We start from the raw sequence: 24,508 nt of genomic DNA, 5'->3' as shown, positions 1-24,508 counted from the left end.
CGTAGTTCAGGACAGAGGAGGGACGCTGTCGATGGCTCACTTGCTTGGTGCTGAAAATATCTCGATGACTTTTGGAACCCGTACCGTGTTGGACGGGGTGACGCTGGGTATCTCGGAAGGCCAACGAATCGGTATCGTGGGTCGAAACGGCGACGGTAAATCAACGTTATTGTCGATTCTTACCTCACAACAGAGTCCCGATACCGGCCGGGTCACCACCCGCAATGGGCTCCGAATCGGTGTGCTGACCCAGTCCGATGAGTTGCGTGGCGCGGACACGGTGGGCTACAGCATTGTGGGAGGCCGGGCAGAGTACGAATGGGCCTCACACCCACGCATCCGCTCGATCATTTCCGGGCTGGTGGCCGATCTGAACTGGAACGCCGCGATCTCAACGCTCTCGGGTGGACAACGCCGTCGCGTGGCTCTGGCCCAGTTGTTGGTCGAAGACTGGGACGTGATTGGCCTGGACGAGCCTACCAACCACCTGGATTTGGAAGGGATTCGGTGGTTGGCCGATCACCTCAATCAGCGTTGGACAGCTCATGAAGGCGGGCTGTTGGTCATCACCCACGACCGGTGGTTTCTGGATGCGGTGTGTACGGACACGTGGGAGGTTCATGACGGCATGGTGGAGCCTTTTGAAGGCGGCTACGCCGCCTACGTATTGCAGAAAGTCGAACGGCAACGCATTGCTGCCGCCGCCGAGGCGAAACGTCAGAATTTGATGCGCAAGGAGTTGGCTTGGCTTCGTCGAGGGGCACCGGCCCGGACCTCGAAGCCCAAATTCCGGCTCGACGCTGCCGCTGAGCTGATTTCTCAAGAGCCCCCAGTTCGTGACTCGATTCAGCTTCAAGCGCTGGCCGTCTCCCGATTGGGCAAAGATGTGGTGGATCTGGAGAATGTTTCGGTTGACTATGACGGGACCCACGTGCTGACCAATGTCACTTGGCGCATTGCACCGGGGGAGCGCACCGGAATTCTCGGCGCCAACGGCGCCGGCAAGTCCACGCTGCTGGGGCTGATCGCCGGAACCGTCGAACCGGACTCCGGACGTATTAAACGTGGGAAAACCGTGAAATTGGGAGTGCTCGACCAGAAGTTCTCGCAACTCGAAACGATTCGCAACGACCGGGTCCGAGACGTCCTGGCACGTACCAAAACCTCATTCACCATCGACGGAAAAGACTTCACCCCGGCCCAATTATTGGAACGGCTGGGGTTCAGTCGTGACCATCTGTCCACCCCGGTCAGAGACCTGTCCGGAGGACAGAAACGACGGTTGCAACTTTTGTTGGTGCTGTTATCGGAACCGAACGTGTTGATCCTGGATGAACCGAGCAACGACGTGGACCACGAAATGCTGACGGCTATGGAAGATGTGCTGGACTCCTGGCCTGGCACTTTGTTGGTCGTCTCCCACGACCGATACCTACTTGAGCGCGTCACCGATCAGCAATATGCCATCATCAACGGGACCTTTCGGCATTTGCCCGGTGGCGTCGACCAGTATCTCCAGCTGGCCGAACAGGCTGAGAGTCAAGCCAAGACGACACCGTCGAGGAACCAGAAACAGCAACAACACAATTCCTCCGGCGCTGACAACGTCGCCGGTGACGAGCAGTCACGTGGCTTGTCTGGGGCTGAGAAACACGCTGCGCGGAAAGAAGCGTCCTCGATTGAGCGCAAACTGGAGAAACTCAACACCGAACTCACTGAGCTAGAAGAAAAAATGGCCGCTCACGACCAGACAGATTTCGAAGGGCTTGCGGACCTGACTGCCCAAGTCTCCGGGCTCCGCGAAGAGATTGATACCAAGGAATCCCGTTGGCTGGAGTTGCTCGACGCGGTAGAGAGCTAACTGTACTTCCCCGTGAGGTTGTGAACACGGACTGAGGGGGTTAGGCCTCCGATGGCGGTGTGGGTTCGATGATGATTGTACTCATGTAGGAAGGCCTGGTAGGAGGCCTCAGGTTCTGATTCGCTAGTGTAGGCGCGCGTAGGCCCATTCGGTCATCAGGGTTCGGTTGAACCGCTCGACTTTGCCGTTGGTTTGTGGCCTGTAGGGCTTGGTGCGCTTGTGTTTGACTCTCTCGCCGAGGGCTTTGCGGTATTCTTTAGAGCGGTAGCATGAACCGTTATCGGTCATCACCGCGGTGACCTCGACGCCGATGCCGGCGAAGAAGGCCCTGGCGCGTTTCCAGAACCCAGCGGCGGTGTGCTTGCGCTCATCGTTGAGGATCTCGGAGTAGACCACCCGGGAGTGATCATCCACCGCGTGGTGCAAGTACCGGTAGCCCCTGCCCGCAGAGGCTCCCTCAGCAGCTGCCTTCTGCGTCTTAGCCAGGGCTTTCAGCGCCTGGGGTGAGCCTCTGCCGTGGACTCGCCAGCCCCCACCGTCAGGGATCTGGCCCAGCTTCTTGATGTCCATGTGCACCAGCTCACCGGGCGTGGATGCTTGATACCGGTTCGGGGCCGCACGGCGCACCGGCAGCCCAGTGGCCTGGTTAATGCATTCCAACCTGGGCATCCGGTACCGCTGAAGCACCCGGCCCACGGTGGAGCGAGGGATACCCAGGTGAGCGTTAATCCGGTGAGGCCCCCACTGGCGGGTGAATCGCAACGCGATGATCCTGCGCTCGGTGCGCTGTGGCAACCTTCGGGGACTATGGTGAGGGCGACTGGAGCGGTCCTGGAATCCGTGGCCGGCCCGGTGGCGGGTCACCCATTTCGAGACCGTGGCCGCAGAGACCTGGAATCGCTCTGCGACTCGGCGCTGGGGCCATCCCTGATCGATAACCAGGGCTACGATGCGTCGCCTTCCCTCCGGGGTCAGCGGTGATCTACGGTGAACCATAGGAGACCTCCGTATCTGATGGTGAGTTGTGGTAACCCACATCGATATCGGAGGTCTCCGCTTAAGTCACGGACTGTTCACAACGTGTCGAGGAACTACAGCTAGTCAACTACGACCTGTGTGCATGAGAATGGGTGGGTGTGGGAATGTCGGGGGTTCGTCGATCTGATGCCCCTGTCTGTGGTATCCGAGCAGACAAAGGGAAACGACCATCATGCTGAGGTATGGCAAGAGGAGTCTGCGCACATAGTGAACGCGACTCCCGAACGACGCGCGGAGTTCGCCACCACCCGTCAATGCGCGCGACGAGCCCTGCAACGTCTAGGCTTCCCGTCCGTCGCGATCCCGGTGCAAATGTCCCGGGTACCGGCGTGGCCAGCCGGTGTCGTGGGGAGCCTGACTCATGGAGCGGACCTACGCGCCGCCGCGGTCGCAACCACAGCAACCTGCCGCGCAGTGGGGATCGACGTCGAACCGAACGACGGTTTGCCTAACGGCACCCTCGAGCTCATTGCGTCTCCCGTCGAGATCTCGGGGCTGCGCGCACTTGATTCCTTGTGGCCGAAGGTTGCGTGGGATCGTCTCTTATTCAGCGCCAAGGAGGCCATCTTCAAGGCATGGTTCCCTATGACGGGACACTGGCTGAACTACCACGAGTGCACCCTCACCATCGAGTCCGACACCGCAACGTTCACTGGTCGGCTGCATCTAGACAGCAGCATCCGAGCACACTTCGGCATCGACATACTCGAGGGGCGATGGGGCCTCAGCGAAGGACGTCTGCTGAGCGCAGTCGTCGTGCCGCCACGGGCTGATCAGTAGCTTCCATCGCTCGCGGACGGTGTGGAGAGGGCGCTCTCGACGGCTCCGATGTCGACAGCCCGCCGTGCCGAGACCCCCTCCGTGTCCCACCGATCGAGATCGAGGATCCAGAGCTCGAGCGGGCGCAGTTCCAGCAGGCGCTGCGGGCCTCCTCCGTCCAGCTGTGTGAGCGGGAGCGCTTGGGCCTGGGCTTCTGCCGGATCGGCGAACATCTGCTGGTAGAACGCCTCCACCACCGCTGCCAGCTCCGTACCGGGCAGCGCGCGGCAGTCACCAGCCATCTGCAGCCCGTCAAGACCGTGCGCGCTGCCGGGCAGGGTGGAGATGGTCGCTGCGGCGACTCCCGTGCTGAGGACCTGCCGCGTGTGCTGCGCGGTGACCCCTGAACCGGCCACGAGTCGCAGCGGATGGGTGAACCAGGCGTATTGGAGCTGTGCTGCCCAGGGGCCTGACTCCGGTGCGGCGGTGGCCATGGTCAGGTAACCGGCATCTCGGATGATTCGCGCGGTGCGGGCAACGATCGCCCGGTCAGTGCTGTGCGCGGTCATGGGTGGCCCCGAGTCGCATGGGCAGTTCGAGCAGGTCGTTGCCGATGAAGGTCGGTCCGGCGTAGTCGTTGATGTCGCCGATGACCTCCGCGTTGGGGAAGGCTTCGAAGAACAAGGTCACGGCGACCTCGGCCTCGAGGATGGCCAGGTGCGAGCCCGGGCAGCGGTGCACGCCGAGGCCGAACGCCAGATGCTCAGGAGTCTCTCGATTCGGGTCGAAGCGCGTCGGGTCTGGGTTGATGTTCTCGTCTCTGCCCTGGCCGCCGTAGTTGAGCAGGATGGGTTCGCCAGACCGGATGATGACGCCCTCGCCGAGGTCGATGTCTGCCAGGGCCCACCGCATCGGGAGGTTCATCACTGGGCAGTCCTTGCGTAGAGACTCCTCGATCATGGGCCTGGGGTCAGCACCCTGTCGCAGGGCGTGGCGAGCGTGCGGGCAGGCCGTGAGGTCGGCCAGGGCGTGGTCGATGAGGTTGATGGTGGTCTGGCTGCCTCCGCCGATCATGAGCAGCAGTGTTGCGATGAGTTCGTCCTCGGTGAGGGGGTTGTCCTCTTTCTGGCTTTCGGTGATGAGGATGCTGGTGAGGTCATCGCCAGGATGGGAGTGTTTCTCGTCGATGAGAGTGCGCATGGCGGTGAGCAGATCTTGGTTGAGCTGGGTGGCTTCGTCTTCGCTGAGATCGTCGGTGCGGGCGACCAGACGGAACACGCGCAGTACCTCGGGCCGTTGAGCCTCGGGGATGCCGAGCAGGTCGCAGATGACCAGGGTGGGGATCTGGTAGGAGTACGTGGCGTGGACATCGACCGGGGTCTCGTTCGTCTGGCCGGCGAGGTCGTCGATGAGGCCGCGCACTGAGTCCTCGATGGCCGAGCGCAGTCGCTGGATGCGGCGATACGTCAGCGAGGGCACGACGACGCGGCGCAGTCGGGCGTGGTCGGCGCCGTCCTTGGTCGTCATGTTCTGCAGATCGATCCACGGTGCCAGCCAGGGCACCTCGCCGGTCTCATAGGTGGGCACAGCGCGGGTGACGTCGCGGGAGACGTCTGGGTGCGTGAGCAGATAGGAGACGGTCTCGCCGCGCACGACCGACCATGCGGTGAGTCCGTCGGGCAGTTCGACCGGGACGGCGGGGCCGAGGTCTCGGAGCTCTTCGGTTTTGGTGTACATGCAGCCGCCGGATCTGCTGGGCAGAGTGGTCACGGGGGCGGTGTGAAACGGGATGGGCATGAGTATCTCCTTAGTCCGTTGGGTTCGGGGCACACAGGGCGAGCATGCGTTGCCAGAAGAGGTCTTCGAAGACGGCAAGATGCCTGGCCAGTTCCAGGGCCGAGGACAGTGCAGCGCGCGGTGCTGTGGCGATCAGGGCGTCGATCGTCTGGATCTCGGCGTCATCAACGTGGCCGAAGTAGGCGAAGTGCTCGAGTTGGTCGTCGGTGAACGCTCCGGTGAGTGCCAGGGCCTCACGCAGTTGCCGGTAGCAGCGCGTGGAGGAGCGCGCGAGATGACGGAAGCAGACCGGATAGTCCCAGGGACTGCCGATGACGGCGATACGCGCAATGTGGGCGGGGTAGGCCATGGCGTACGCGTCCAATCCGCTCCCCTGCTCAGAGGGGCGGGGGTAGGCGCTGACGAACGGTTGCAGGAGGCGGTGTGCTTCCTGTTCGGACTGGTGGCTGAGCGCGTAGAGTTCCGCGGCCGCTGTGTCGTGGTGGCGGTCGGTCATGATTTGGGTGGAGGCGACGTTCGACGCCACGAGGGCGTCGAGATGATACGCGAGCGGGCCGAGATTACCGGGTGTGATGCTGCCGGAACCGATGGCGTGGGCCAGCGGGTTTTCGGGCAGAACCGCGTCCGAGATTGCTGCTGTCATCGACGCGCTCCGAGGTCGTTCAGGGGGCGGGTGAACTCGACAGGCAGGCCCGCCTGAGGGATGTTGAGTAGCTCAGTGGCCAGTGTTTGCTGCCGTTGGAGGGAGGAGGGGTTGGAGAGTTTCTGGAGGTGGGCGTCGATGCGTTGGTCGAGCGTGTCGACCGCCGTCTCCCATGCCGTGGTGGCCGAACGATCATCCTCGCCGAGGTTCCGTCGGTACTGATGGAGGCATGCGAGGGTGAACAGCTCCAGAGCGCAGTCAACGGCGCTCGCTCTCACCCATGGGTCGTCGGGCTCGCTGCCGATCGCGTGGTGCAGACGGGACACCTGCTCGGCGATGCCTCCGGTAGCCGTCGGCGGCACCGTTGTGGGGGTGGTGCTCGGGGGTTGGGCGAGGAGGTCTTTGAGCATCTCGGTGGAGCTGTCGAAGATACGGGTCACGCGGGTGTCACGCCAGAGTCGTTCAATGGGCCATGGTGTGGCCTCGCGTGCTCGCGCCGAGGCTGCGGTTTCGTAGCCTCGTCCGCCGACTAGTTGCATCACTGTGTCGGTCGCTCGATTTGCTGCCTCGCTGACGATGAGCTTGGCGGCTTCGCTGTCGGTCGGTGCGCAGTGCTCGTCGAGGGCATGCCAGGTCACGGCGTTGGCGATCAGCGCCTCGACCATGAGAGTGGAGAGGTGGTGCTGGGTCTGGGGATGCGTGTGCAGTCCGCGACGGGTCTGTCGGTCTTCGCCAGCCCAGGCTACGGCCTGCTGGAGGCAGGCAAGGATCGTCGTCAGTCCCGCCACCGGCAGGGCGGCGCGGCACTGGCTCAGACAGGTCAGGGCGACTTCGACGCCGTTGCCTTCCCCGCCGATGACCCGGTCGGCGGGGATGCAGGCGTCGTCGAACGCCAGTCGGCCGTTGGGCAGGCCGTGCATGCCGGCGAAGCGGCTCTGCAGGCCCCGCGTGACTCCGGGGTCATCGGCGGTGATCAGCAAGGCGGTGATCCCTCCCGGTGAGTCCTCGCCGGCGGCGACGTCGACCAGGACGATCATGTGGGAGGCGATCGTGGCGTTGGTGATCCACGTCTTGGTGCCGGTGACCCGATAGGTGCCCGCCTCGACATCGAAGGAGGCGGTGGTCTGCAGGGGTCCGCTACCGTAGCCGAGCTCGGGCTCGTTGAGGGCGAAGGCCGAGACCTGTTCGGTCAGCTGCGGCAGGTAGCGGTCACGCTGTGCCTCGGTGCCGAACTCCAGGAGGGGGCGGACGGCACCGATGACCTGGTGAGCGGCGATGACCTCGCACAGGCTCGCATGCGCGGAGGTGAGCACGGAGAGGACAGCGAGCAGGCAGGTATCGGAGAACCCCAGACCGCCGTAACGGGTCGGGATAGTGATCCGGAAGGCACCCAGCTGCGCAAGGTCCTCGAGGAGGTCATCGGGTACCTGGGCCGTGGATTCGATGCGCTCTGCCACGTCTTGTCGGGAACACCAGTCGGTGATGCTCGCAACGAAGTGCGCTTCCTCGGGTGATAGTTCCGTGCGGGTGTGCGGTTGGTCGGGGTCGGGGACGTGCCCGCTGAGGATCTGATCGATGACAGAGTTCAGGTCGTAGTCTCGGCTCGGCGCGGTCATCGGCGTGGCCCCAGCTCGACGGCGGTCAGCGGTCCGAGCCGCTCGTGGCGCAGCTCTGCGGTGTCGAACCCTGCCTGATCGAGCAGTGCCGTGAGGTCGGCAAGGGTGCGCTCGCGGCCGCCACTGATGACGAGCATGCACACATCGGTCAGATACCCCACGGCCGCCTCGTCGGTGTAGTCGTCGGGCAGGAAGTTGCCGATGATGATCAGCCGTGCCTCGTCCGGGATCTGCTCTTTGCACGTGGAAAGGAGGGCCAGGGCGTGCTCGTCGTCCCAGTCTTGGAGGACGCTCTTGATGATGTAGGTCGTCCCGTCCGGTGGGATCGTGGCGAAGAAGTCTCCGCCGATGCTGGTGCACCGGTCGTTCAGGCCGGCGCGGGTGATGACGTCCTCGGCGGCGGCGATGCCGGCGGGGCTGTCGAAGACGATGCCGGTCGCTGTCGGTGCTGTCTGCAGCACGTTGGTCAGGAAGGTGCCGTCTCCGCCGCCGATGTCGATGACGGTCTCGTCCTCGCCGATGGTGGTTAGTGCAGCGGCGGACTCGGCCGTGGCGGTGGCTTCTTCCTGCATGGCCTGGTTGAACAGGGTGTTCGCGGCAGTGTCCTGGCCGAGATAGTCGTAGACCGGCTGGTGGTATTCGCGGTCGAAGCCGGCTTCGCCGGTGAGGATCGAGGTCTCGAGGTGGTCCCAGGCGCGCTGGAACAAGGGGCTGGTGAAGTTCTTGGCGAAGGCCGCCAACGAGCCGGGCTTGCCGGGCACTAGGACGGTCCCGAGGTGGGTGTTGTGCAGGGCAGGCCCGCGCTGTTCGATCAGCCCGGCGTAGCGCAGTAGGTTCAGGACACGGTCGAGGTGCTCGGCCGGTGCGCTGGTCCGGGTTGCCAGCTCCTCCAGCGTCATGCCGGGGGTCGTGTCCAGGTGGGTGAAGATGGCGAGGTGTCCTGCTGCGCGGATGGCGTCGGAGACCATGTAGCCGCCGATGAGGCGGATGACGGTGTCGCGTTCTTGGAGGCTCGTCATGATCCCTGTCCTTCCTCGGCGGGCATGTCGGTGAGGCGGTGTCTGACCCAGACGTTGGGTTCGATATAGACGGCGTAGTCGAGGTCCGCATTGGCATAGACCGGGGCGATACCGCCATCGACGGTGGTCAGTCCGGTGGTGGTGAAGGGCTCCGTGGTCCAGGCCCTCCAGGTCTCCAGTGGCGCGGAGATGGTCATGGAGGTGTGGCTGAGTGCGATGATGCGCCCGCCGATCCGTTCGTGGATGCGCAGCCAGTTGTCGGCGCGCTGCCCATCATTTCGGCGACGCTCGACGTAGTCCTCGATGGGCATCTCGGGGAACTCGGTCTTGCCGCTGGGGCGGACCGGGGCGATGAGGTACTCGAATCCGGCCGCGCGAGCGTGATCGCGCAGGGCAGTGAAGACGGGTTGGGACAGACCGCGGCCAGTGTGATCGGTGTCGATGCCGGCTTCGAGCGCGCACAGCGTGTTCAGCTCAGCGCTGTTGTAGGTGTCGGTCGCCGATTGCTCGACGACTCCGTCCCAGCCGCGGCGCGGAAGTGATTCCGGGTCCCCGTCCCAGTGCAGGGGCAGGGAGGAGGCGCGGGCGATCGGGGTATCGCCGTCGAGCATGATGAACTGGTGCTCGGCATGGGCGTGGATGCCCCATTCCACCAGCAGCCGGGTGGGCTCGATGAACGCCGGCCACGGGATGTCCAGGTTCAAGAATGCCGGAAGCAAGTCCGGGCGCTCGGCGAGGGAAAAGGTCTGGATGGGGTCTGTCATGTCGTCACCAACTCTGCGATGTGTTCGGCGGAGCGCCGCTCGTGGGGAATGTGGACCGGGTTCTCTCCCAGCGTGTGCAGGGATTCGAGGTAGGAGGTGCGAGGCATCGGCGCTGCTCCCAGGTTCGTTGCGTGCTGGGAGTCGTACTGGAAGTCGAAGAGACGGCCTCCGCCTTGTAGGAAGCGCGTCATGAGGTCGACGACCGCGATCTTCCCGGCACCCTCGACGAGAGTGAACTGGGAGTCGGCGGAGAAGACGGCTCCGAGTTGGAGGCCGAAGACTCCACCGATGAGCTCTTCGTCGTGCCAGACTTCGCAGCTGTGAGCCAGACCCTGCTCATGGAGCTCCTGCAGGGACTCGTGGAGGGTGTCGGTGATCCAGGTGGTCTGGTGTGTCTGGGCGCAGGCGGTGACGACCTGGTCGAAGGCGGCATTGATGCTCGTGCGCCACTCGGCGCGGCGCCGGGCGAGCCGGCGCATGGTCCGTCCGGTGCGGCGGGTGGTCAGATCTGCCACGGGTCGGGGGTCCGGGTTGAGCCAGGCGACCGAGTAGGGCTCGGATGACTGCTCGTTGACGGCGAGGCTGCCGCTCTCGGCATCCGCGGCGTAGCGGATCTCGTTGAGCATGGTCTCCTCGTAGGAGGAGGCGGGGAAGCAGTAGAAGCCGTGGGAGGCCGCGGCGTGGATGTTCGATGCTGAGAGGTCAGCGTCGAAGGCCACGGGGCCGGTGGCTGGGAGGGTGCCGCGGCTGAGGGCGGTCCAGTCGAGACTCATAGGAACTCCTTTCGCTCCAGGAAGTCGAGGTAGCGGTCGATCAGCTCGGCGTCGACATCGGGGAAGGTGATGTCGGTGCCGGCCAGGGCCTGCTCGACGTTGGTTCGGGTGAACACGGGGAACGTGTCCTCGAGGTACATCTCGGCCACGCTCATCTGTCCGCTGGGGCACTTGTCGATGAACAGGGGCGCGAACGGGGTCATCGGGTGTTCGGGGTTGGTGACCGCCAGATCGATCATCTGAGCGACCCAGTCCGCCCAGGGGATCTCGGCGACCGTGGTGCCGCGAGCCTGCAGACGCTGCTGGAGCAGCGAGATGGGGGCCTTGTGCGGGTTCGTCAGGTGGTAGACCTGCCCGGTGGCCGGTTCGTGGGTGGCGATGTGGACCAAGGCGTCGGCGAAGACGTCGACCGGGGTGTAGTCCATCGGCAGCTCGGCATGCGGGATGGCACCGGTGTCACGGATGAACCGCTTCATGCAGCACATCTCGGTGGTGGTGTTCCAGGTTCCCCGGATGCTGTGCCCGGAGATGTCGGCGGCCCGGTAGATGGCCACCGGCAGCCCGGCCTGTGCCGCGTCGTGGACCAGGTGTTCAGCGACCCACTTGCTTTCGGCATAGCCGACACCGAGCTGGTCGAGGTGATCCAACGGGGCGTCCTCGCTGATGGTGCGCGTGCCGGCGACGCTCTGGCCGGCGACGACGGCCATCGTGGAGACGTAGTGGAATGCGATGCCGTGGGTTGCTGCCAGGCGCAGGAGCTCGTAGGTGCCATCGACGTTGGCCGCTTTCATCTGCGCATAGGGGTAGATGAAGTTGACCGTTCCGCCGGAGTGGACCACGAGGCTGGTGCGCTCGGTCAGCGCCTCGAAGTCGGTCGTCTCCAGCCCGAGGCAGGGTTGGGCGAGGTCCCCGAGGACGATTTCGATGCGGTCCTCATCCTCGGGGCGAACGTCCGGTGCTGAGCCGTAGGTCTCCCAGGCGGCGCGCAGTCGCTGGCGTGCCGCGTCCTCGGATGGGGCGCGTACCAGGCAGGCCACCCGGGCCGGGGTTGTCGCCAGCAGTCGGGGCAACAGATGGGAGCCCAGGAAGCCAGTGGCGCCGGTGAGCAGGATGGTGGAGGTCTCTCCCAGCTCGGGCGGGTCCGCGTTCGGAGCCGAGCCGTCGAGGGTGATGGAGCGTTGCAGGTCTGCTTGCATGGTGGTGCGTGGATCGCTGCCTGCTTCGAGGACTCCGGCGCGGGCGTGGGCGACGGCCTGGCAGTAGCTGGTGAAGTACGGGTCTTTGAGCAGCTGCTCGATCAAGGCCCGGACGAACCGGACGTGGATGCCGAGACTGGACCTGGTGCGGGCGACGAGTTCGGCAGCGGCGATGGAAGTGCCACCGGCGTCGAAGAAGGACAGCCCGAGTTGGGTGCGGGCGATGCCGAGGACATCGGTCCAGATGCCTGCCACTGCATGCTCGATCGCCGAATCCAGTTCGACGGTGGTGCCTGCGGTCTCGGCGGGGCGCGCGTCAAGATCGGCGGCCAGGGCCTTGTAGTCGGTCTTGCCGTGGGCGGTCTGCGGCAGTGAGTCCACCACGGTGGCAGTGTTGGGAACGGCATGCGCCGGAAGCACAGCGCGGACGTGATCCAGGGCGGCCCTGCTGCCGGGGTCGGGGCATCCCGGAGCGACCGTGTAGAAGGCATGCAGCCGGGTCTCCTCGCTGTCGCCGAGTACGGCGGCGTCTCCGATGGCGTCGTGGCTGCGCAGGATGTTCTCGACTTCTTCCGGGTCGACGCGGAAGCCGCGGATCTTCAACTGCCGGTCGGCGCGGCCGGTGATGAGCAGGCCGGAATCCGGGTCCAGGGTGCCGGTGTTCCCGGTGAGGTAGAAGCGGTGACCCTCGAGCGTGACGGTCGGCAGTGGGTTCAGACCGGCTGTTCCGTGCGTGGTGCCCAACGCCAGACGCCCGGAGACAGCGACGTCTCCGCTGCGGCCCTCGGCCACAGGGGCGCCGTTGGTATCGAGGATGCGCACGTCGGCACCGTCGAGGGGGTGGCCGACGGCAGCGGGACCGTCATCGAGGCCGTTGATGTCGGGGACTTCGGGCAGGCAGGAGGTGATGCCCGTCTCGGTCAGTCCGTAGGCGTTGAGGACTCGGGCGTGCGGGTACAGGGCCCGCGCGGCCTTGAGTTCGCGGTTGGAGACCGCTGCACCGCCGAGGATAAGCAGACGGATCGATTCGTCGGCGACAGCGGCGTCCGTGGAGTGTCCGACGACTTCGCGCCAGTAGCTGGGCGTGAGGTCCATGACCGTCACGCCGGCCTGGGTGATCTTGTCGTGGAACTCCGAGGGTGCCCAGAGGGTCTCGGGCAGGACCAGTGTCGCTCCGGCGGCCAGGCTCACGCCGATCTGCTCGATCGAGGTGTCGAAAGTCGGCGCCGCGAATTGCAGCACGCGATCGGTGGGCGTGACCTGGTAGCGGGTGATGAGCTGATCGAGCAGAGAAGCCAGGGCCTCGTGGGAGGCGGCAATGCCCTTGGGGTGGCCGGTGGAGCCAGAGGTGAAGATCACGTAGGCGATCTCTGAATCCTCCGTCTCCTCTGAGCCGACTGGAGGCGCGTCTGTCACGGGGATGTTGGGCGTGATCGTGACGGTCTGCGTGCGAGTGGAGGCGAAGGGTTGCAGGGTGAGGGTGGCGACCGCGCCGGTTGCGTGACGGATCTCGTTGTGTCGTCGGGGCGGGTCGCGATGATCGACGGGCAGGTAGACGAGGCCGGCCCGCCAGATCGCCAGCATCGCCACGATCTGCTCAGGCCCGCGCGGCAGGGCCACCATGACCGGCCTGTTGGCCGGCAGGGAGTATGCCGCGAGCTCGTGTGCCAGCTCGGCAGACTGCGCGGCGAGCTGGGCATAGGTGAGTTCGGTATCGCCGCAGATCAGGGCGATGGCCTCAGGGTGAGTCTGCGCCGTGTGGTCAACACGGTCGCAGAGGTACGGGTGGGGGTTCGTCGTCATGACGCATTCTCCTTCTGGGAGGTCTCGGGGTCGCGAAGCAGTGCGAGGACAGTGCCGGTGATCAACGTCAGCACCTGCCCGTGGTGCAGTCGATTGCGAGTCATGTCGGTTGCGGCACCGTGGAAGACCCGGTGGATGGCAGTGACCAGCCACCAGGCGGGGAGGTCGGTGCGGAAGATGCCGGCTGCCTGACCTCGCTCGATCAAGGTGGTGGTACGCGCTTCGAGGGTGTCGTGGAGTTCACGCAGGCGTGCCGGGGTGAGCTCTTCGGAGGCAGCCAGCACGATGGAGCGTGACTGGTCCATCAGATGCCAGCTGAGACCGATCACGCATTCCAGGGCGCGGGCCGGATCGGGGTCGTCAGCGACGGCGTCGAGGGGTTCCTGCCCGTCTGCGATGACGCGTCCGACGGCGGCGTCGACGAGCGCTGTGCGTGAGGAGAAGTGGCCGTAGATGGTGACTCTGCTGAGTCCGGCTTCGCGGGCGATGCTGGTGATCGTGGCATCGGGTCTGGTCCGCAGCTGTGAGATGGTCGCGTCGATGATGCGCTCGGTGTTTCTCGCCGCGTCCGAGCGGCGGTGTTCGGGTCTGGCAATGGTGCGGGGCATCGTCTGCAACTTCGGTAGCCAAACACGTCTGTTTGACTTACGGTATCAGAAACACAAGCACCAGTGTATGAGTTCTGTTGCGACGGAGACTGTCGGTCAGGTTCTATGACGCCGCGAGAAGCCGCGTTTCGCGGGTGCGGGCCGGGTTGCGCGCAGTGCCGGCACGACCCCGCCCCCTGCCCCGATCGATCCGGAAAAGGGCAGGGAGCGGGGTCTCGGCGCCCTCACACGTCGGCCCACTGCCCGCGGCGTGCGGGTCAGCGTGGAAACGCCGCGGGTTGATGTAGGCCCGGAAGGTGCTGACGTAACGGGCCGGCGGCGTCGATGCCCGTCAGAGCCACCGGAGTGTCACCGAGGTGGTGCGCGATCAGGAATGGGTCGGTCGAGAGGGCGCGGGTGCTGGTGCCCAAGGCCGGGTGTCCTGCTCCAGTCAATGTTCGACCGTGGACGCGTACCGAGAAGGTGGAAGTGGGCAGGTAGGGGCCGGGATCGTCGCCGAAGCCGAGGTCGTGAAGCACCGTCTGTGCGGCGTGGGTGCCTTGGGCGGTCGCGTCATCCCAGTGGTCGATGCGGTAGGAGCTGTGTCCGGGATAGTGGTGGATTGCCACTCCTCCGGCGGCGTAGATCCGCTGATCTGGAGCGTGCAGAGAGCGTAGGCGGGCGTCGACAGGCATGCCCTCGGGCCCGGTCCATGGGGCCGGCGCGTTGGCGAGGGTGCCGTGAGCGATGATCGCGAGATCACCGTCGATTTGCGTGCCGTCATCGAGCGTGAGGCTGATGTGGTCAGTGTGAGTGCGGATCATGCGTACGTCGCGCCCGAGGTATGCCGCATGCTGAGGCTGATGCAGTTCAAGGAGCTGTCTGGCGGCGGGCTCACCGATAGAGCTGGCACCCGGCATCGGTGAGCGGGCGATGAGGACGGAGTCGTGGCCGGCGTCGGTGAGCAGGGATGCGGTCTCGGAGGCGATCAGCCCTCCGCCGAGGATCAGCACCCGCGCCGAGGTCGTCTGGGCGAGGCGATCGCGTACATGTGCTCCGTCGGCCATCGAGTGCAGTGTGGTCAGGCGGCCGGAGCGCAGGGCCTCGTCGCGGCCGATGATCTCCTCGCTCAGCAGGCGGGGGCGGCTGCCGGTGGCGATGATGAACGCGTCGAAGCTCCGGCGTTGTCCGGAGTCGAGCTGGAGCTGGCGTGTGCGGGGATCGAGGGCGCGCACCGTATCGGCCGTGAGGCGCGCACCGGTGTCCGGGAGAACGGCCTGGTGGGGCTCGAGCAGGCCGGCCACTACGCCTTTGTTGACCAGTGTCCGGTTGGTGGGTTGTTCGTGCGTGCGGGTGAACAGTTCGAGGTCGAGGTCGGCGTCTGCGGTGTGCAGGGTTCTCGCCGCGGCGTTGCCGGCTGCTCCGCCTCCGATGACTGCGACTCGTGCGCCCCTCATGCATCCCCCTCGACGTTTGCCGTGTGGGTGAAGGCTGGCAGCAGGATGGCGTCGATGAACCAGGGGGCGTCATCGGCGTCGAGGCGACCGGTTCGGACCTCCTCGGCGGCTCCGTTCATCACCACGTGGGTGGTGGTCAGTAGCCAGGACACGGGCAGATCGGTGCGGAACGCGCCTTCGCGCTGTCCGCGCAGGAGCAGGTCGCGCATGCGGGCCTCAGCGTCCTCGTGCATCTCGCGGATGCGCGCGGCCGGCAGCTCCTTCTGCGCGGCGGCCAGCAGAGCCCGGGACTGATCGACCAGGACCCAACTGGAGGCGACCAGACGCTGGAACGCCTCAGTCGGGTCGCCGTCGAGCGGAACCCCGGAGAGGACCTCCTCGCCACGCTCGAGGCTGTCGACGAGGGCGGCTTCGATGAGTTCGGCCCGGTTCTGGAAGTGGCCGTAGAGGGTCATGCGGCCCACTCCGGCCTCGGCGGCGATGTCGGCGACCGAGGCGTCAGGGTTCTTGCGGATCGCGGTGACCGTGGCCGCGAGGATCTTTGTCCGGTTGCGCTGGGCGTCGGCACGCTGATTGGCCGCGCGGGTCGTCGTCGGGGCACGTCGGGTGCCTCGTGTTGCCTGTGTCTTCTGGGTCGGCATCGTCCACCTCACAAGTCGTATGGGAATGTATGAGATAGTGTAGCTGTTACAACCCGTACACCGATGATTGAGTTACGGTACTGTCGCCCCGACCGGGCGACCCAGACACAGGAAGGAGCGACACGGCCATGAGACCGACACACGCACGTACAGGGGGTGCGTCATGACTGACACGAGCACCCCGGCTCCCAAGGCGGGGGCGAAGCAGTGGTGGGGGCTCGCCGTCCTGGTGATCCCCTCGACTCTGCTGTTCATGATGCTCACGATTCTGTTCCTGGCCGCGCCGAACATGGCCGCGGACCTGAACCCGTCGAGCACGCAGCTGCTGTGGATCCTCGACATCTACGGCTTCGTGATGGCCGGGTTCCTCGTCGCGATGGGTGTGCTCGGCGACCGGGTGGGCAAGCGCCTGCTCATGGTCATCGGCGCGATCCTTTTCGCCGCGGTCTCCATCGCGGCATCGTTGACGACGATCCCTGAGCTGATGATCGTCTGGCGTGCCGTGCTCGGCCTGGCCGCGGCGATGATGGTGCCGGCGACCCTGGGATTGATCTTCGTGCTCTTCGCCGACGCGAAGCAGCGCGGTGTCGCTATCGGCATGTGGGCCGGTGGCATCTCTGCCGGCGTGGCGCTGGGCCCGTTGCTGTCCGGTCTGCTGCTGGAGGGCTTCGGCTGGCAGGCCACGTTCCTCGTCGCCGTGCCGATCATGGCGCTCGTCGCGATCGGCGCCCCGCTTCTCGTGCCCGAGCACAAGGACCCGACCGCGAGGGTCGACCTGCTCAGCGCCCTGCTGCTCGTGGGCGGACTGCTGGCGATCATCTACGGCATCAAGCGCTTCGCCGCCCAAGAGCCCGTCGGGCCCTCCATCGGCCTGTTGGTCGCCGGCGTGCTCATCGGCCTGTGGTTCGTGATCCGGCAGTTGCGCGCCAAGACCCCGCTGCTGGATGTGCGGCTGTTCGCCAACCGCACCGTCTCCGGAGCGCTGGCGGTCTTCCTGCTCTCGGCGGCGGCACTGGGCGGGGTGTACTCGCTGTTCACCCAGTACCTTCAGCAGGTCCAGGGCCTCTCGCCCCTGCAGGCGGGTCTGTCGATCCTGCCGGCGGCCGCGGTGCTGATCGTCGTCTCGACGCTCTCTCCGGTGTTCGCCAGGAAGTTCCGGCCGGGCAATGTGATCGCGATCGGCCTGCTCACTCAGGTGGTCGGCTACGTCCTGTTCACCCAGCTCGACGCCGGCACCGGCCTGGCGCTGGTGATCGCGAGCTTCGTGATCACCTACCCCGGCGTCGCCCCCTCGATGGCGCTGACGACCGACCTCGTGGTCAGCTCCGTGCCCCCGGAGAAGGCAGGCGGCGCCTCCGGGCTCGCGACGACCGCGAATGATCTGGGCATCTCGCTCGGTGTCGCGGTGATCGGCAGCGTCGGCGTGGCCGCCTACCGCGGGAACATCGACGGAACCCTGCCCGAGGGCCTGCCGCCGGAGGCCGCCGCAGCCGCCTCGGACAGCATCGATGGCGCCCTCGTCTCCGCCGGCGAGCTCCCCGGAGCATTGGGCGGGCAGCTCGTCGAAGCCGCGCAGGCGGCATTTACCGGCGGCCTGAACACTGCCGCGATCGTCTCGGCTGTCATCGCCGCCGTGACCTCGATCATCGCCGCGACCCGGCTGCGCCACGTCCGCCCCACCGGCGAAGCGCAACAAGCCGACGAGAGCGCTGACACGACCACCAGTTGACATATACCCCCTATGGGTATAGTCTCGAATAAGTCATACACGAGTGAAGGAGTTAGAGATTATGGCAACCACGACTGAATACCAGGTGACCGGGATGAGCTGCGGGCACTGCGAGACCGCGATCCGGTCCGAGGTCTCCGAGATCGCCGGAGTGACCGGCATCGACGTCAGCGCCCAGACCGGGCGTCTGGCCGTGACCAGCGAGCAGCCTCTCGACGATGCCGCGGTGATCGCCGCGGTCGACGAGGCCGGCTACGCCGCCGTCAGGAGCTGAGATGAAGGCTCCTGCACGGCTGGGCCTGTACGGGCTGGGGCTGGTGGCCGTGTTCGCCGTATCTGGATTCACGGCGAACGCGGTCATCCCCGATCAGACCGTGCAGGCCTGGACACAAGAAACCTCAGAGAACACGCACCACGAGGAAGGAGACGCCATGAGCGACGACGGACACGCAGGCCACGACGCCGGTACCGCGTCGCTGGGCCTGGGCATCGCACAAGACGGCTACGAACTCGATGCCGTCACCGCCCCCACCGAGACCGGAACCGACGGCGAGCTCTCGCTCACGGTCACCGGCCCCGAAGGGGAACCGGTCACGGACTTCGAGCTGGAGCACGAGAAGGAGCTGCACCTGATCGTCGTCCGCGCCGACGGGCAGCACTTCGCACACGTCCACCCGGAGATGGGCGAGGACGGCACGTGGTCGATCCCGTGGCAATGGGAGGAGGCCGGCTCGTATCGGGTCTTCGCCGACTTCGTGCCGGCCGAGACCGGAGAGGGCATCACCCTCTCGACCACGGTGCAGGTGCCCGGCGACTACCAGGCCGTCGCGGCAGAGCCCGTCGCTGAGACCACGGTCGACGGTTTCGACGTCGCGGTAGAAGGCGACCTCGTCGCCGGTGAGGGGTCCGAGCTGACCATGACCGTCACCCGTGACGGTCAGCCGGTCACTGCTTTGGAGCCGTACCTGGGCGCGTTCGGCCATCTCGTCGCCCTGCGCGACGGGGACCTGGCCTACCTGCACGTCCACCCGCACGGCGACGCGCCTGCAGCCGGGGAGACATCTGGGCCGGAGATCGTGTTCGAGGCCACCGCCCCGACCGAGGGCCGGTACCTGCTGTTCCTCGACTTCCAGGTCGACGGGCAGGTCCACACGGCCCCGCTGGTCATCGACACCACTACCGCCAGCGGTGGTTCGGCGAGCGATACGCATGAGGAAGGAGCGGGCCATGAGCACTGACCAGGCCCCCGGCATGAATGCTGCCGGGATTGATCTGCAGATCGGCGGCATGACCTGCGCCTCGTGTGCGAACCGGATCGAGAAGAAACTCAACAAGCTCGACGGCGTCACCGCATCGGTGAACTACGCGACCGAGAAGGCCAGCGTCACCACCCCCGAGGGCTACGACCCGCAGCTGCTCATCGCGGAGGTCGAGAAGACCGGCTACACCGCCGAGCTGCCGACCCCCAAGGGTGAGAAGTCCGCCGACAGGGATGACGGTGAGTCACGTGAGGACGCCGAGCTGCGCACGCTGCGCCAGCGGCTCATCGGCTCCGCGGTCCTCGCGGTCCCGGTCATCGCCATGGCGATGATCCCGGCCCTGCAGTTCGACTACTGGGGCTTCGCCTCCCTCGTCCTGGCCGCCCCCGTGGTGGTCTGGGCCGGGTGGCCGTTCCACAAGGCGGCGTGGATGAACCTCAAGCACGGTGCGGCGACGATGGACACGCTCATCTCCGTGGGCACCTCCGCGGCGATGATCTGGTCGATCATCGCGCTGTTCTTCGGCACCGCCGGCGACCGTGGGGTCGTTCACCCGTTCGAGTTCACGATCTCCCGCTCCGACGGGCTCGGGCACGTCTACCTGGAGGTCGCGGCCGGGGTGATCACCTTCATCCTGCTCGGCCGGTACTTCGAGAAGCGCTCCAAGCGCCGCGCCGGAGCCGCCCTGCGCGCCCTGCTCGAACTCGGCGCGAAGGAAGTCTCCGTCCTGCGGAACGGCCAGGAGCAGCGCATCTCCATCGACGACCTGTCCGTGGGCGATGAGTTCGTCGTCCGGCCCGGCGAGAAGATCGCCACCGACGGCACCATCACCTCCGGCAACTCGGCGATCGATGCCTCGATGCTCACGGGTGAGTCCGTGCCGGTAGAGGTTTCCGAGGGCGATAGCGTCACCGGTGCGACCGTCAACGCTGGGGGTCGGCTCGTGGTCAAGGCCACGCGTGTGGGCTCGGACACCCAGCTGGCGCAGATGGCCAAGCTCGTCGAGGACGCCCAGTCGGGCAAGGCCGAGATCCAGCGCCTGGCCGACCGCGTCTCGGGTGTGTTCGTGCCCATCGCGATCGCGGTCGCGGTCGCAGCTCTCGGCGCCTGGATCGGGGCCGGATTCCCGCTCAGCGCTGGGTTCACTGCCGCGGTCGCGGTACTGATCACGCCTGCCCGTGCGCCCTCGGCCTCGCCACTCCCACGGCCCTGCTCGTGGGCACGGGTCGCGGTGCGCAGATGGGGGTGCTCATCAAGGGCCCCGAAGTGTTGGAGTCCACGAAGAAGGTCGACACGATCGTGCTGGACAAGACCGGTACCGTCACCACCGGCAAGATGACCCTGACCGATGTGCTCCCCGCCGAAGGCGTGGACCGTGATCAGTTGCTGCGCATCGCAGGCGGGCTTGAGGACTACTCCGAGCACCCCATCGCACAGGCCATCGCCGCAGGTGCCACGGCACAGGCCGGCGAACTGCCCGCCCCGGAGTCCTTCGACAACATTGAGGGCAAGGGTGTGCAAGGCGTCGTGGACGGTCACGCCGTGGTCGCCGGCCGGGAGGCGCTGCTGGCTGATTGGTCGATGCACCTCGACGAGGAGCTCAAGGCCGCGAAGCAGGCCGCCGAGTCCGAGGGCAAGACCGCGATCACCGTCGGCTGGGACGGCAAAGCCCGCGGCGTGCTGGTGGTCTCGGACCAGATCAAGCCCACCAGTGCGGAGGCGATCAGCCAGTTCAAGGACCTGGGTCTGACTCCGGTGCTGCTGACCGGGGACAACCAGACCGTGGCCGAGCAGGTCGCCGCCGAGGTCGGCATCGAGCAGGTCGTCGCGGAGGTGCTGCCGAAGGACAAGGTCGATGTCGTCGCCCGCCTCCAGGGCGAAGGCAAGGTCGTGGCGATGGTCGGTGACGGCGTCAACGACGCCCCCGCCCTGGCCCAGGCCGACCTCGGTCTGGCGATGGGCACCGGCACCGATGTCGCCATCGAAGCCGCTGATATCACCCTGGTCCGCGGTGACCTGCGGGCGGCCGCGGATGCGATCCGGCTCGCGAGGCGCACGCTGCGCACGATCAAGCAGAACCTGTTCTGGGCCTTCGGCTACAACAGCGCCGCCATCCCGATTGCGGCCTTCGGGCTGTTGAATCCGATGCTCGCCGGAGCGGCCATGGCCTTCTCGTCCGTCTCGGTGGTCTCCAACAGCCTGAGGCTGCGCAGGTTCAAGGCCAAGGCCGACAACCAGAACACCCCAGCAGACAGTGCCCCTGTCCCGGCACGCGAGCCGGCGCAGGTCTGAGAAGAACCCGTCATCACATCAGAAAGGACACCATTCACGATGACTGCACACGACCACCACAATCACGGAAACGATCACGACCACGGCAGCGCCTCTGGCGGCTGCAGCGGCCACGCTCCCAACACCGAGGACATCGCTAAGGCGAACAGCGACGATGTCACCGAGTGCCTGGTCATGGCCGGCACCCCGGTCATCAAGTCCGACGCTGAGGCCGCCGGCCTCTACCGCGACTACAATGGTGAGCGGTACTGGTTCTGCTGCGCGGCTTGCGGCCCGCTCTTCGACGCCGACCCCGACCGGTACGCCAACGCGGCCTGAAACCGCACAGGGACAACGGATTCTGCGCTTGCCAACGCAGCTCTATTGGCAAGCGCGGAATCCACCATTCGGCGCCCTGTGGCCACCGCCAGCGGAGCCAACGCAGAAAAGCAAGGACCAGACACGTGAAGAAGAAACTGAGACTCACCCTGGGAGCCGCAGCACTATGCAGCGCGTTGATGCTGGTCGGCTGTGCTTCGGCAGATAACGATGAACCGACGACCTCAGAGCCGTCGGCAGAACACGACGACCACGGAGGCCACGGCGATATGGAACACCCGACTGACGGCGGACCGGTGCCCGAAGGTATGAACGAGGCCGCCGACCCCGAATACCCAATCGGCTCAGAGGTGACGCTGACCGCAGATCACATGCATGGCATGGACGGCGCGACAGCGACCATCGTCGGCGCCTACGACACCTTCACCTATTCCGTCGACTACACCCCGGAGGGCGGCGAACCTGTCACCGATCATCAGTGGGTCGTGCAGGAAGAGATCGAGGACGCCGGTGACGAACGTCTCGCTGACGGTGCCGAGGTGGTGCTGCTGGCCGATCACATGGAGGGCATGGCAGGCGTCACCGCGACGATCGCCTCCTCCACCGACGAGACCGTCTACGTCGTTGATTACGAGGCCGACGGCATGACCATGACCAATCACAAGTGGGTCGTTGAAAGCGAGATCGAACCCACGAGCTGACCCCACCGCTGAACCGCGGAGGCGAGTAGGGGTCGAACCGAACAGGAGAAACGAGACAGGCATGAACAACACACACAGTGGCCACCACCACGACCGTGGTGGTGAGCACACGATGCACGACGACCGGTCTGAGCATCACGGCCACGGTCATCACGATCACCATGGACACAACGGTCATGAGCACCACGGCGGTCATGACGACCACAGTGGCCACGCCGGACACGCTGGACACGGCGGTCATGGCGGGCACGCGGGTCATGGGGATCATGTGGGGCAGTTTCGCCGGTTGTTCTGGATCATGCTCGCCCTGGCGATCCCGGTGGTGGGGTTCAATGAGATGTTCGCCCATCTGGTCGGCTACCACCTGCCCGAGGCCGAGTGGGTGTGGTGGGTCTCCCCGATCTTGGGCACCATCGTCTACTTCTGGGGCGGCTGGCCGTTCCTGACCGGTGCGGTCAGCGAGATCCGCTCGCGCAAACCGGGCATGATGCTGCTGATCGGCTTGGCGATCACGGTCGCGTTCATCGCCTCCTGGGGCGCGACCCTGCACCTGCTGGATCATGAGCTGAACTTCTGGTGGGAGCTGGCCCTGCTGGTGGTGATCATGCTGCTGGGTCACTGGATTGAGATGCGCTCCCTCGCCCAGACCACCTCGGCGCTGGACTCCCTTGCCGCCCTGCTGCCCGATGAGGCCGAGAAGGTCGACGGCGACGACGTGGTGAAAGTCGCCCCGGCCGACCTCGCCGTGGGGGATGTGGTGATCGTCCGGCCCGGCTCCTCAGTACCGGCCGACGGCAAGATCGTCGACGGCTCGGCGTCGATGGATGAGTCCATGGTCACCGGGGAGTCCAAGCCAGTACGGCGTGAGACCGGCGACCACGTGGTTGCCGGTACGGTGGCCACCGACTCCGGGGTACGGGTCGAGGTCACCGCAATCGGGGATGACACCGCCCTGGCAGGAATCCAGAAGCTCGTGACTGATGCCCAGGCGTCATCGTCCCGCGCGCAGAGGATCGCCGATACTGCAGCGGCGTGGCTGTTCTGGTTCGCCCTGGGGGCTGCGGTGATCACCGCGATCACCTGGGCGCTGCTCGGGATGCCCGATGCCGCGGTGGTGCGCACCATCACCGTGCTGGTCATCGCTTGCCCGCATGCACTCGGCCTCGCCATCCCTCTGGTGGTCTCGATCGCCACCGAGCGCGCTGCCCGCGGCGGGGTGCTGGTCAAGGATCGTCTCGCGCTGGAGTCGATGCGCACCGTGGACTCGGTGCTCTTTGATAAGACCGGCACCCTGACCAAGGGTGAGCCCACCGTCACCGGTATCGAGCCGGTCGGAGACCGCAATGAGGATGAGGTGCTGGCCTTGGCGGCGGCCGCCGAGGCAGATAGTGAGCACCCACTGGCCCGGGCCATCACCGGAGCCGCCAAGACGAAGGGGCTCCGGGTGCCTATGGCCTCGGACTTCTCCTCCTCACCGGCTGTCGGGGTCAGAGCCACCGTCGATTCAGCGGTGATTGAGGTCGGTGGCCCGTATCTGCTCGAACAGCAGAATCGAGACGAGTTGCCGGTGGCCGATCAGTGGCGAGACGAAGGAGCGATCATCCTCCACGTCCTCGCCGACGGTGAAGTCATCGGAGCGCTGCGCCTGTCCGATGAAATCCGGCCCGAGTCCCGCGACGCTGTCGATGCCCTCCACGCCCGCGGCGTGCAGGTGGTGATGATCACCGGAGACGCCCAAGCCGTGGCAGAGACCGTCGCCAAGGACCTGGGTATCGACCGCGTCTTCGCAGGCGTCCGCCCCGAAGACAAATCAGCCAAGGTCAAAGAGCTCCAGGACGAGGGTCGCAAGGTCGCGATGGTCGGCGACGGCGTCAACGATGCCCCCGCCCTCGCGCAGGCCGATGTCGGGATCGCGATCGGGGCGGGCACCGACGTCGCGATCGGTTCGGCCGGGGTGATCCTGGCCTCCTCGGATCCGCGGTCGGTGCTGTCGGTGATCGAGCTGTCCCGGGCGACGTTCCGGAAGATGAAGCAGAACCTGTGGTGGGCCGCCGGCTACAACCTGGCCGCCGTACCGCTGGCCGCCGGCGTGTTGGCGCCGGTCGGGTTCGTGCTTCCGATGAGCATCGGCGCGATCCTCATGTCCGCCTCCACCGTCGTCGTGGCGTTGAATGCTCAGCTGCTGCGCCGCCTCGACCTCACCCCCGAAGCGGGCACCGACAGAATCCTCGACCGCTCCTGACAGATAAGGACAG

General features: G+C 66.0%; 19 protein-coding genes and 2 pseudogenes. 9 read left to right on the top strand and 12 right to left on the bottom strand.

Features of this window, described 5'->3' with window-relative positions; translation table 11 throughout:
- The first annotated feature begins 31 nt into the window (after nucleotides 1-31).
- Complete coding sequence (locus QDX22_RS05690; protein WP_279718145.1) at nucleotides 32-1,861, top strand: ABC-F family ATP-binding cassette domain-containing protein; 1,830 nt, start codon at nucleotides 32-34, stop codon at nucleotides 1,859-1,861.
- On the opposite strand, the pseudogene QDX22_RS05685 reads toward QDX22_RS05690, so the two are convergent.
- Nucleotides 1,858-2,857, bottom strand: a pseudogene (locus tag QDX22_RS05685) (IS481 family transposase). The gene QDX22_RS05690 and the pseudogene QDX22_RS05685 overlap by 4 nt on opposite strands.
- A 168-nt stretch (nucleotides 2,858-3,025) precedes the next feature.
- Between QDX22_RS05685 and QDX22_RS05680 the strand changes: the two are divergent.
- Entirely contained in the window at nucleotides 3,026-3,679 is a 654-nt protein-coding gene (locus tag QDX22_RS05680; RefSeq protein ID WP_279718182.1) for a 4'-phosphopantetheinyl transferase family protein, read from the top strand.
- Here QDX22_RS05680 and QDX22_RS05675 read toward each other — a convergent pair.
- The 11 genes from QDX22_RS05675 to QDX22_RS05625 all read right to left on the bottom strand — a co-directional run bounded on the left by QDX22_RS05675 (nucleotide 3,673) and on the right by QDX22_RS05625 (nucleotide 15,954).
- A complete protein-coding gene (locus QDX22_RS05675) occupies nucleotides 3,673-4,227 on the bottom strand; it encodes a hypothetical protein (RefSeq protein WP_279673052.1) in 555 nt (184 codons plus the stop codon). The two genes, QDX22_RS05680 and QDX22_RS05675, sit on opposite strands and share 7 nt — an antisense overlap.
- Nucleotides 4,208-5,455: a cytochrome P450 gene (locus QDX22_RS05670; protein ID WP_279718144.1), complete on the bottom strand. Its 1,248-nt coding sequence runs from the start codon at nucleotides 5,453-5,455 to the stop codon at nucleotides 4,208-4,210. The genes QDX22_RS05675 and QDX22_RS05670 overlap by 20 nt, the downstream gene beginning before the upstream one ends.
- Nucleotides 5,456-5,465: 10 nt before the next feature.
- Nucleotides 5,466-6,098 (bottom strand): hypothetical protein, encoded by a 633-nt coding sequence (locus QDX22_RS05665; RefSeq protein WP_279673050.1) that lies wholly within the window; start codon nucleotides 6,096-6,098, stop codon nucleotides 5,466-5,468.
- The gene (locus QDX22_RS05660) at nucleotides 6,095-7,714 is read right to left on the bottom strand and encodes an acyl-CoA dehydrogenase family protein (RefSeq protein ID WP_279718143.1); all 1,620 of its coding nucleotides are present in this window, start codon (nucleotides 7,712-7,714) and stop codon (nucleotides 6,095-6,097) included. Before QDX22_RS05660 ends, QDX22_RS05665 begins: the two co-directional genes overlap by 4 nt.
- Nucleotides 7,711-8,733, bottom strand: a complete 1,023-nt coding sequence (locus tag QDX22_RS05655) for a methyltransferase (protein WP_279673048.1) — start codon at nucleotides 8,731-8,733, stop codon at nucleotides 7,711-7,713. Before QDX22_RS05655 ends, QDX22_RS05660 begins: the two co-directional genes overlap by 4 nt.
- Nucleotides 8,730-9,497: a hypothetical protein gene (locus QDX22_RS05650; RefSeq protein ID WP_279718142.1), complete on the bottom strand. Its 768-nt coding sequence runs from the start codon at nucleotides 9,495-9,497 to the stop codon at nucleotides 8,730-8,732. The genes QDX22_RS05655 and QDX22_RS05650 overlap by 4 nt, the downstream gene beginning before the upstream one ends.
- The gene (locus QDX22_RS05645; RefSeq protein WP_279718141.1) at nucleotides 9,494-10,270 is read right to left on the bottom strand and encodes a leucyl/phenylalanyl-tRNA--protein transferase; all 777 of its coding nucleotides are present in this window, start codon (nucleotides 10,268-10,270) and stop codon (nucleotides 9,494-9,496) included. The genes QDX22_RS05650 and QDX22_RS05645 overlap by 4 nt, the downstream gene beginning before the upstream one ends.
- Nucleotides 10,267-13,269, bottom strand: coding sequence for a non-ribosomal peptide synthetase (locus tag QDX22_RS05640; RefSeq protein ID WP_279718140.1), 3,003 nt, complete (start codon nucleotides 13,267-13,269; stop codon nucleotides 10,267-10,269). The genes QDX22_RS05645 and QDX22_RS05640 overlap by 4 nt, the downstream gene beginning before the upstream one ends.
- The gene (locus tag QDX22_RS05635; RefSeq protein ID WP_279673044.1) at nucleotides 13,266-13,877 is read right to left on the bottom strand and encodes a TetR/AcrR family transcriptional regulator; all 612 of its coding nucleotides are present in this window, start codon (nucleotides 13,875-13,877) and stop codon (nucleotides 13,266-13,268) included. The genes QDX22_RS05640 and QDX22_RS05635 overlap by 4 nt, the downstream gene beginning before the upstream one ends.
- Before the next feature lie 257 nt (nucleotides 13,878-14,134).
- Nucleotides 14,135-15,313: an FAD-dependent oxidoreductase gene (locus QDX22_RS05630; RefSeq protein WP_279718139.1), complete on the bottom strand. Its 1,179-nt coding sequence runs from the start codon at nucleotides 15,311-15,313 to the stop codon at nucleotides 14,135-14,137.
- Nucleotides 15,310-15,954: a TetR/AcrR family transcriptional regulator gene (locus QDX22_RS05625; protein ID WP_279673042.1), complete on the bottom strand. Its 645-nt coding sequence runs from the start codon at nucleotides 15,952-15,954 to the stop codon at nucleotides 15,310-15,312. The genes QDX22_RS05630 and QDX22_RS05625 overlap by 4 nt, the downstream gene beginning before the upstream one ends.
- Before the next feature lie 163 nt (nucleotides 15,955-16,117).
- On the opposite strand from QDX22_RS05625, the gene QDX22_RS05620 reads away from it, so the two are divergent.
- The 7 genes and pseudogenes from QDX22_RS05620 (at nucleotide 16,118) to QDX22_RS05590 (ending at nucleotide 24,495) form a co-directional block, all read left to right on the top strand.
- Nucleotides 16,118-17,683 (top strand): MFS transporter, encoded by a 1,566-nt coding sequence (locus QDX22_RS05620; RefSeq protein WP_279718138.1) that lies wholly within the window; start codon nucleotides 16,118-16,120, stop codon nucleotides 17,681-17,683.
- 61 nt (nucleotides 17,684-17,744) lie between these two features.
- Nucleotides 17,745-17,957 carry a heavy-metal-associated domain-containing protein gene (locus tag QDX22_RS05615; protein ID WP_279673040.1) on the top strand — a complete coding sequence of 71 codons (213 nt, stop codon included), beginning with the start codon at nucleotides 17,745-17,747 and terminating at the stop codon, nucleotides 17,955-17,957.
- Nucleotide 17,958: 1 nt separating this feature from the next.
- Nucleotides 17,959-18,921, top strand: coding sequence for a heavy-metal-associated domain-containing protein (locus QDX22_RS05610; RefSeq protein ID WP_279718137.1), 963 nt, complete (start codon nucleotides 17,959-17,961; stop codon nucleotides 18,919-18,921).
- Nucleotides 18,911-21,234, top strand: a pseudogene (locus tag QDX22_RS05605) (heavy metal translocating P-type ATPase). The gene QDX22_RS05610 and the pseudogene QDX22_RS05605 overlap by 11 nt, the downstream one beginning before the upstream one ends.
- Nucleotides 21,235-21,273: 39 nt before the next feature.
- Complete coding sequence (locus QDX22_RS05600) at nucleotides 21,274-21,552, top strand: YHS domain-containing protein (protein ID WP_279673037.1); 279 nt, start codon at nucleotides 21,274-21,276, stop codon at nucleotides 21,550-21,552.
- A gap of 125 nt (nucleotides 21,553-21,677) precedes the next feature.
- Complete coding sequence (locus QDX22_RS05595) at nucleotides 21,678-22,253, top strand: YdhK family protein (protein WP_279673036.1); 576 nt, start codon at nucleotides 21,678-21,680, stop codon at nucleotides 22,251-22,253.
- 112 nt (nucleotides 22,254-22,365) lie between these two features.
- The gene (locus QDX22_RS05590) at nucleotides 22,366-24,495 is read left to right on the top strand and encodes a heavy metal translocating P-type ATPase (RefSeq protein WP_482147631.1); all 2,130 of its coding nucleotides are present in this window, start codon (nucleotides 22,366-22,368) and stop codon (nucleotides 24,493-24,495) included.
- Nucleotides 24,496-24,508: the final 13 nt, after the last annotated feature.

The organism is Auritidibacter ignavus (assembly GCF_029853775.1).
GTDB classification, from domain to species: domain Bacteria; phylum Actinomycetota; class Actinomycetes; order Actinomycetales; family Micrococcaceae; genus Auritidibacter; species Auritidibacter ignavus.
The sequence above is the reverse complement of the archived record's forward strand: the minus strand, read 5'-3'. Positions and strand labels throughout refer to the sequence as shown.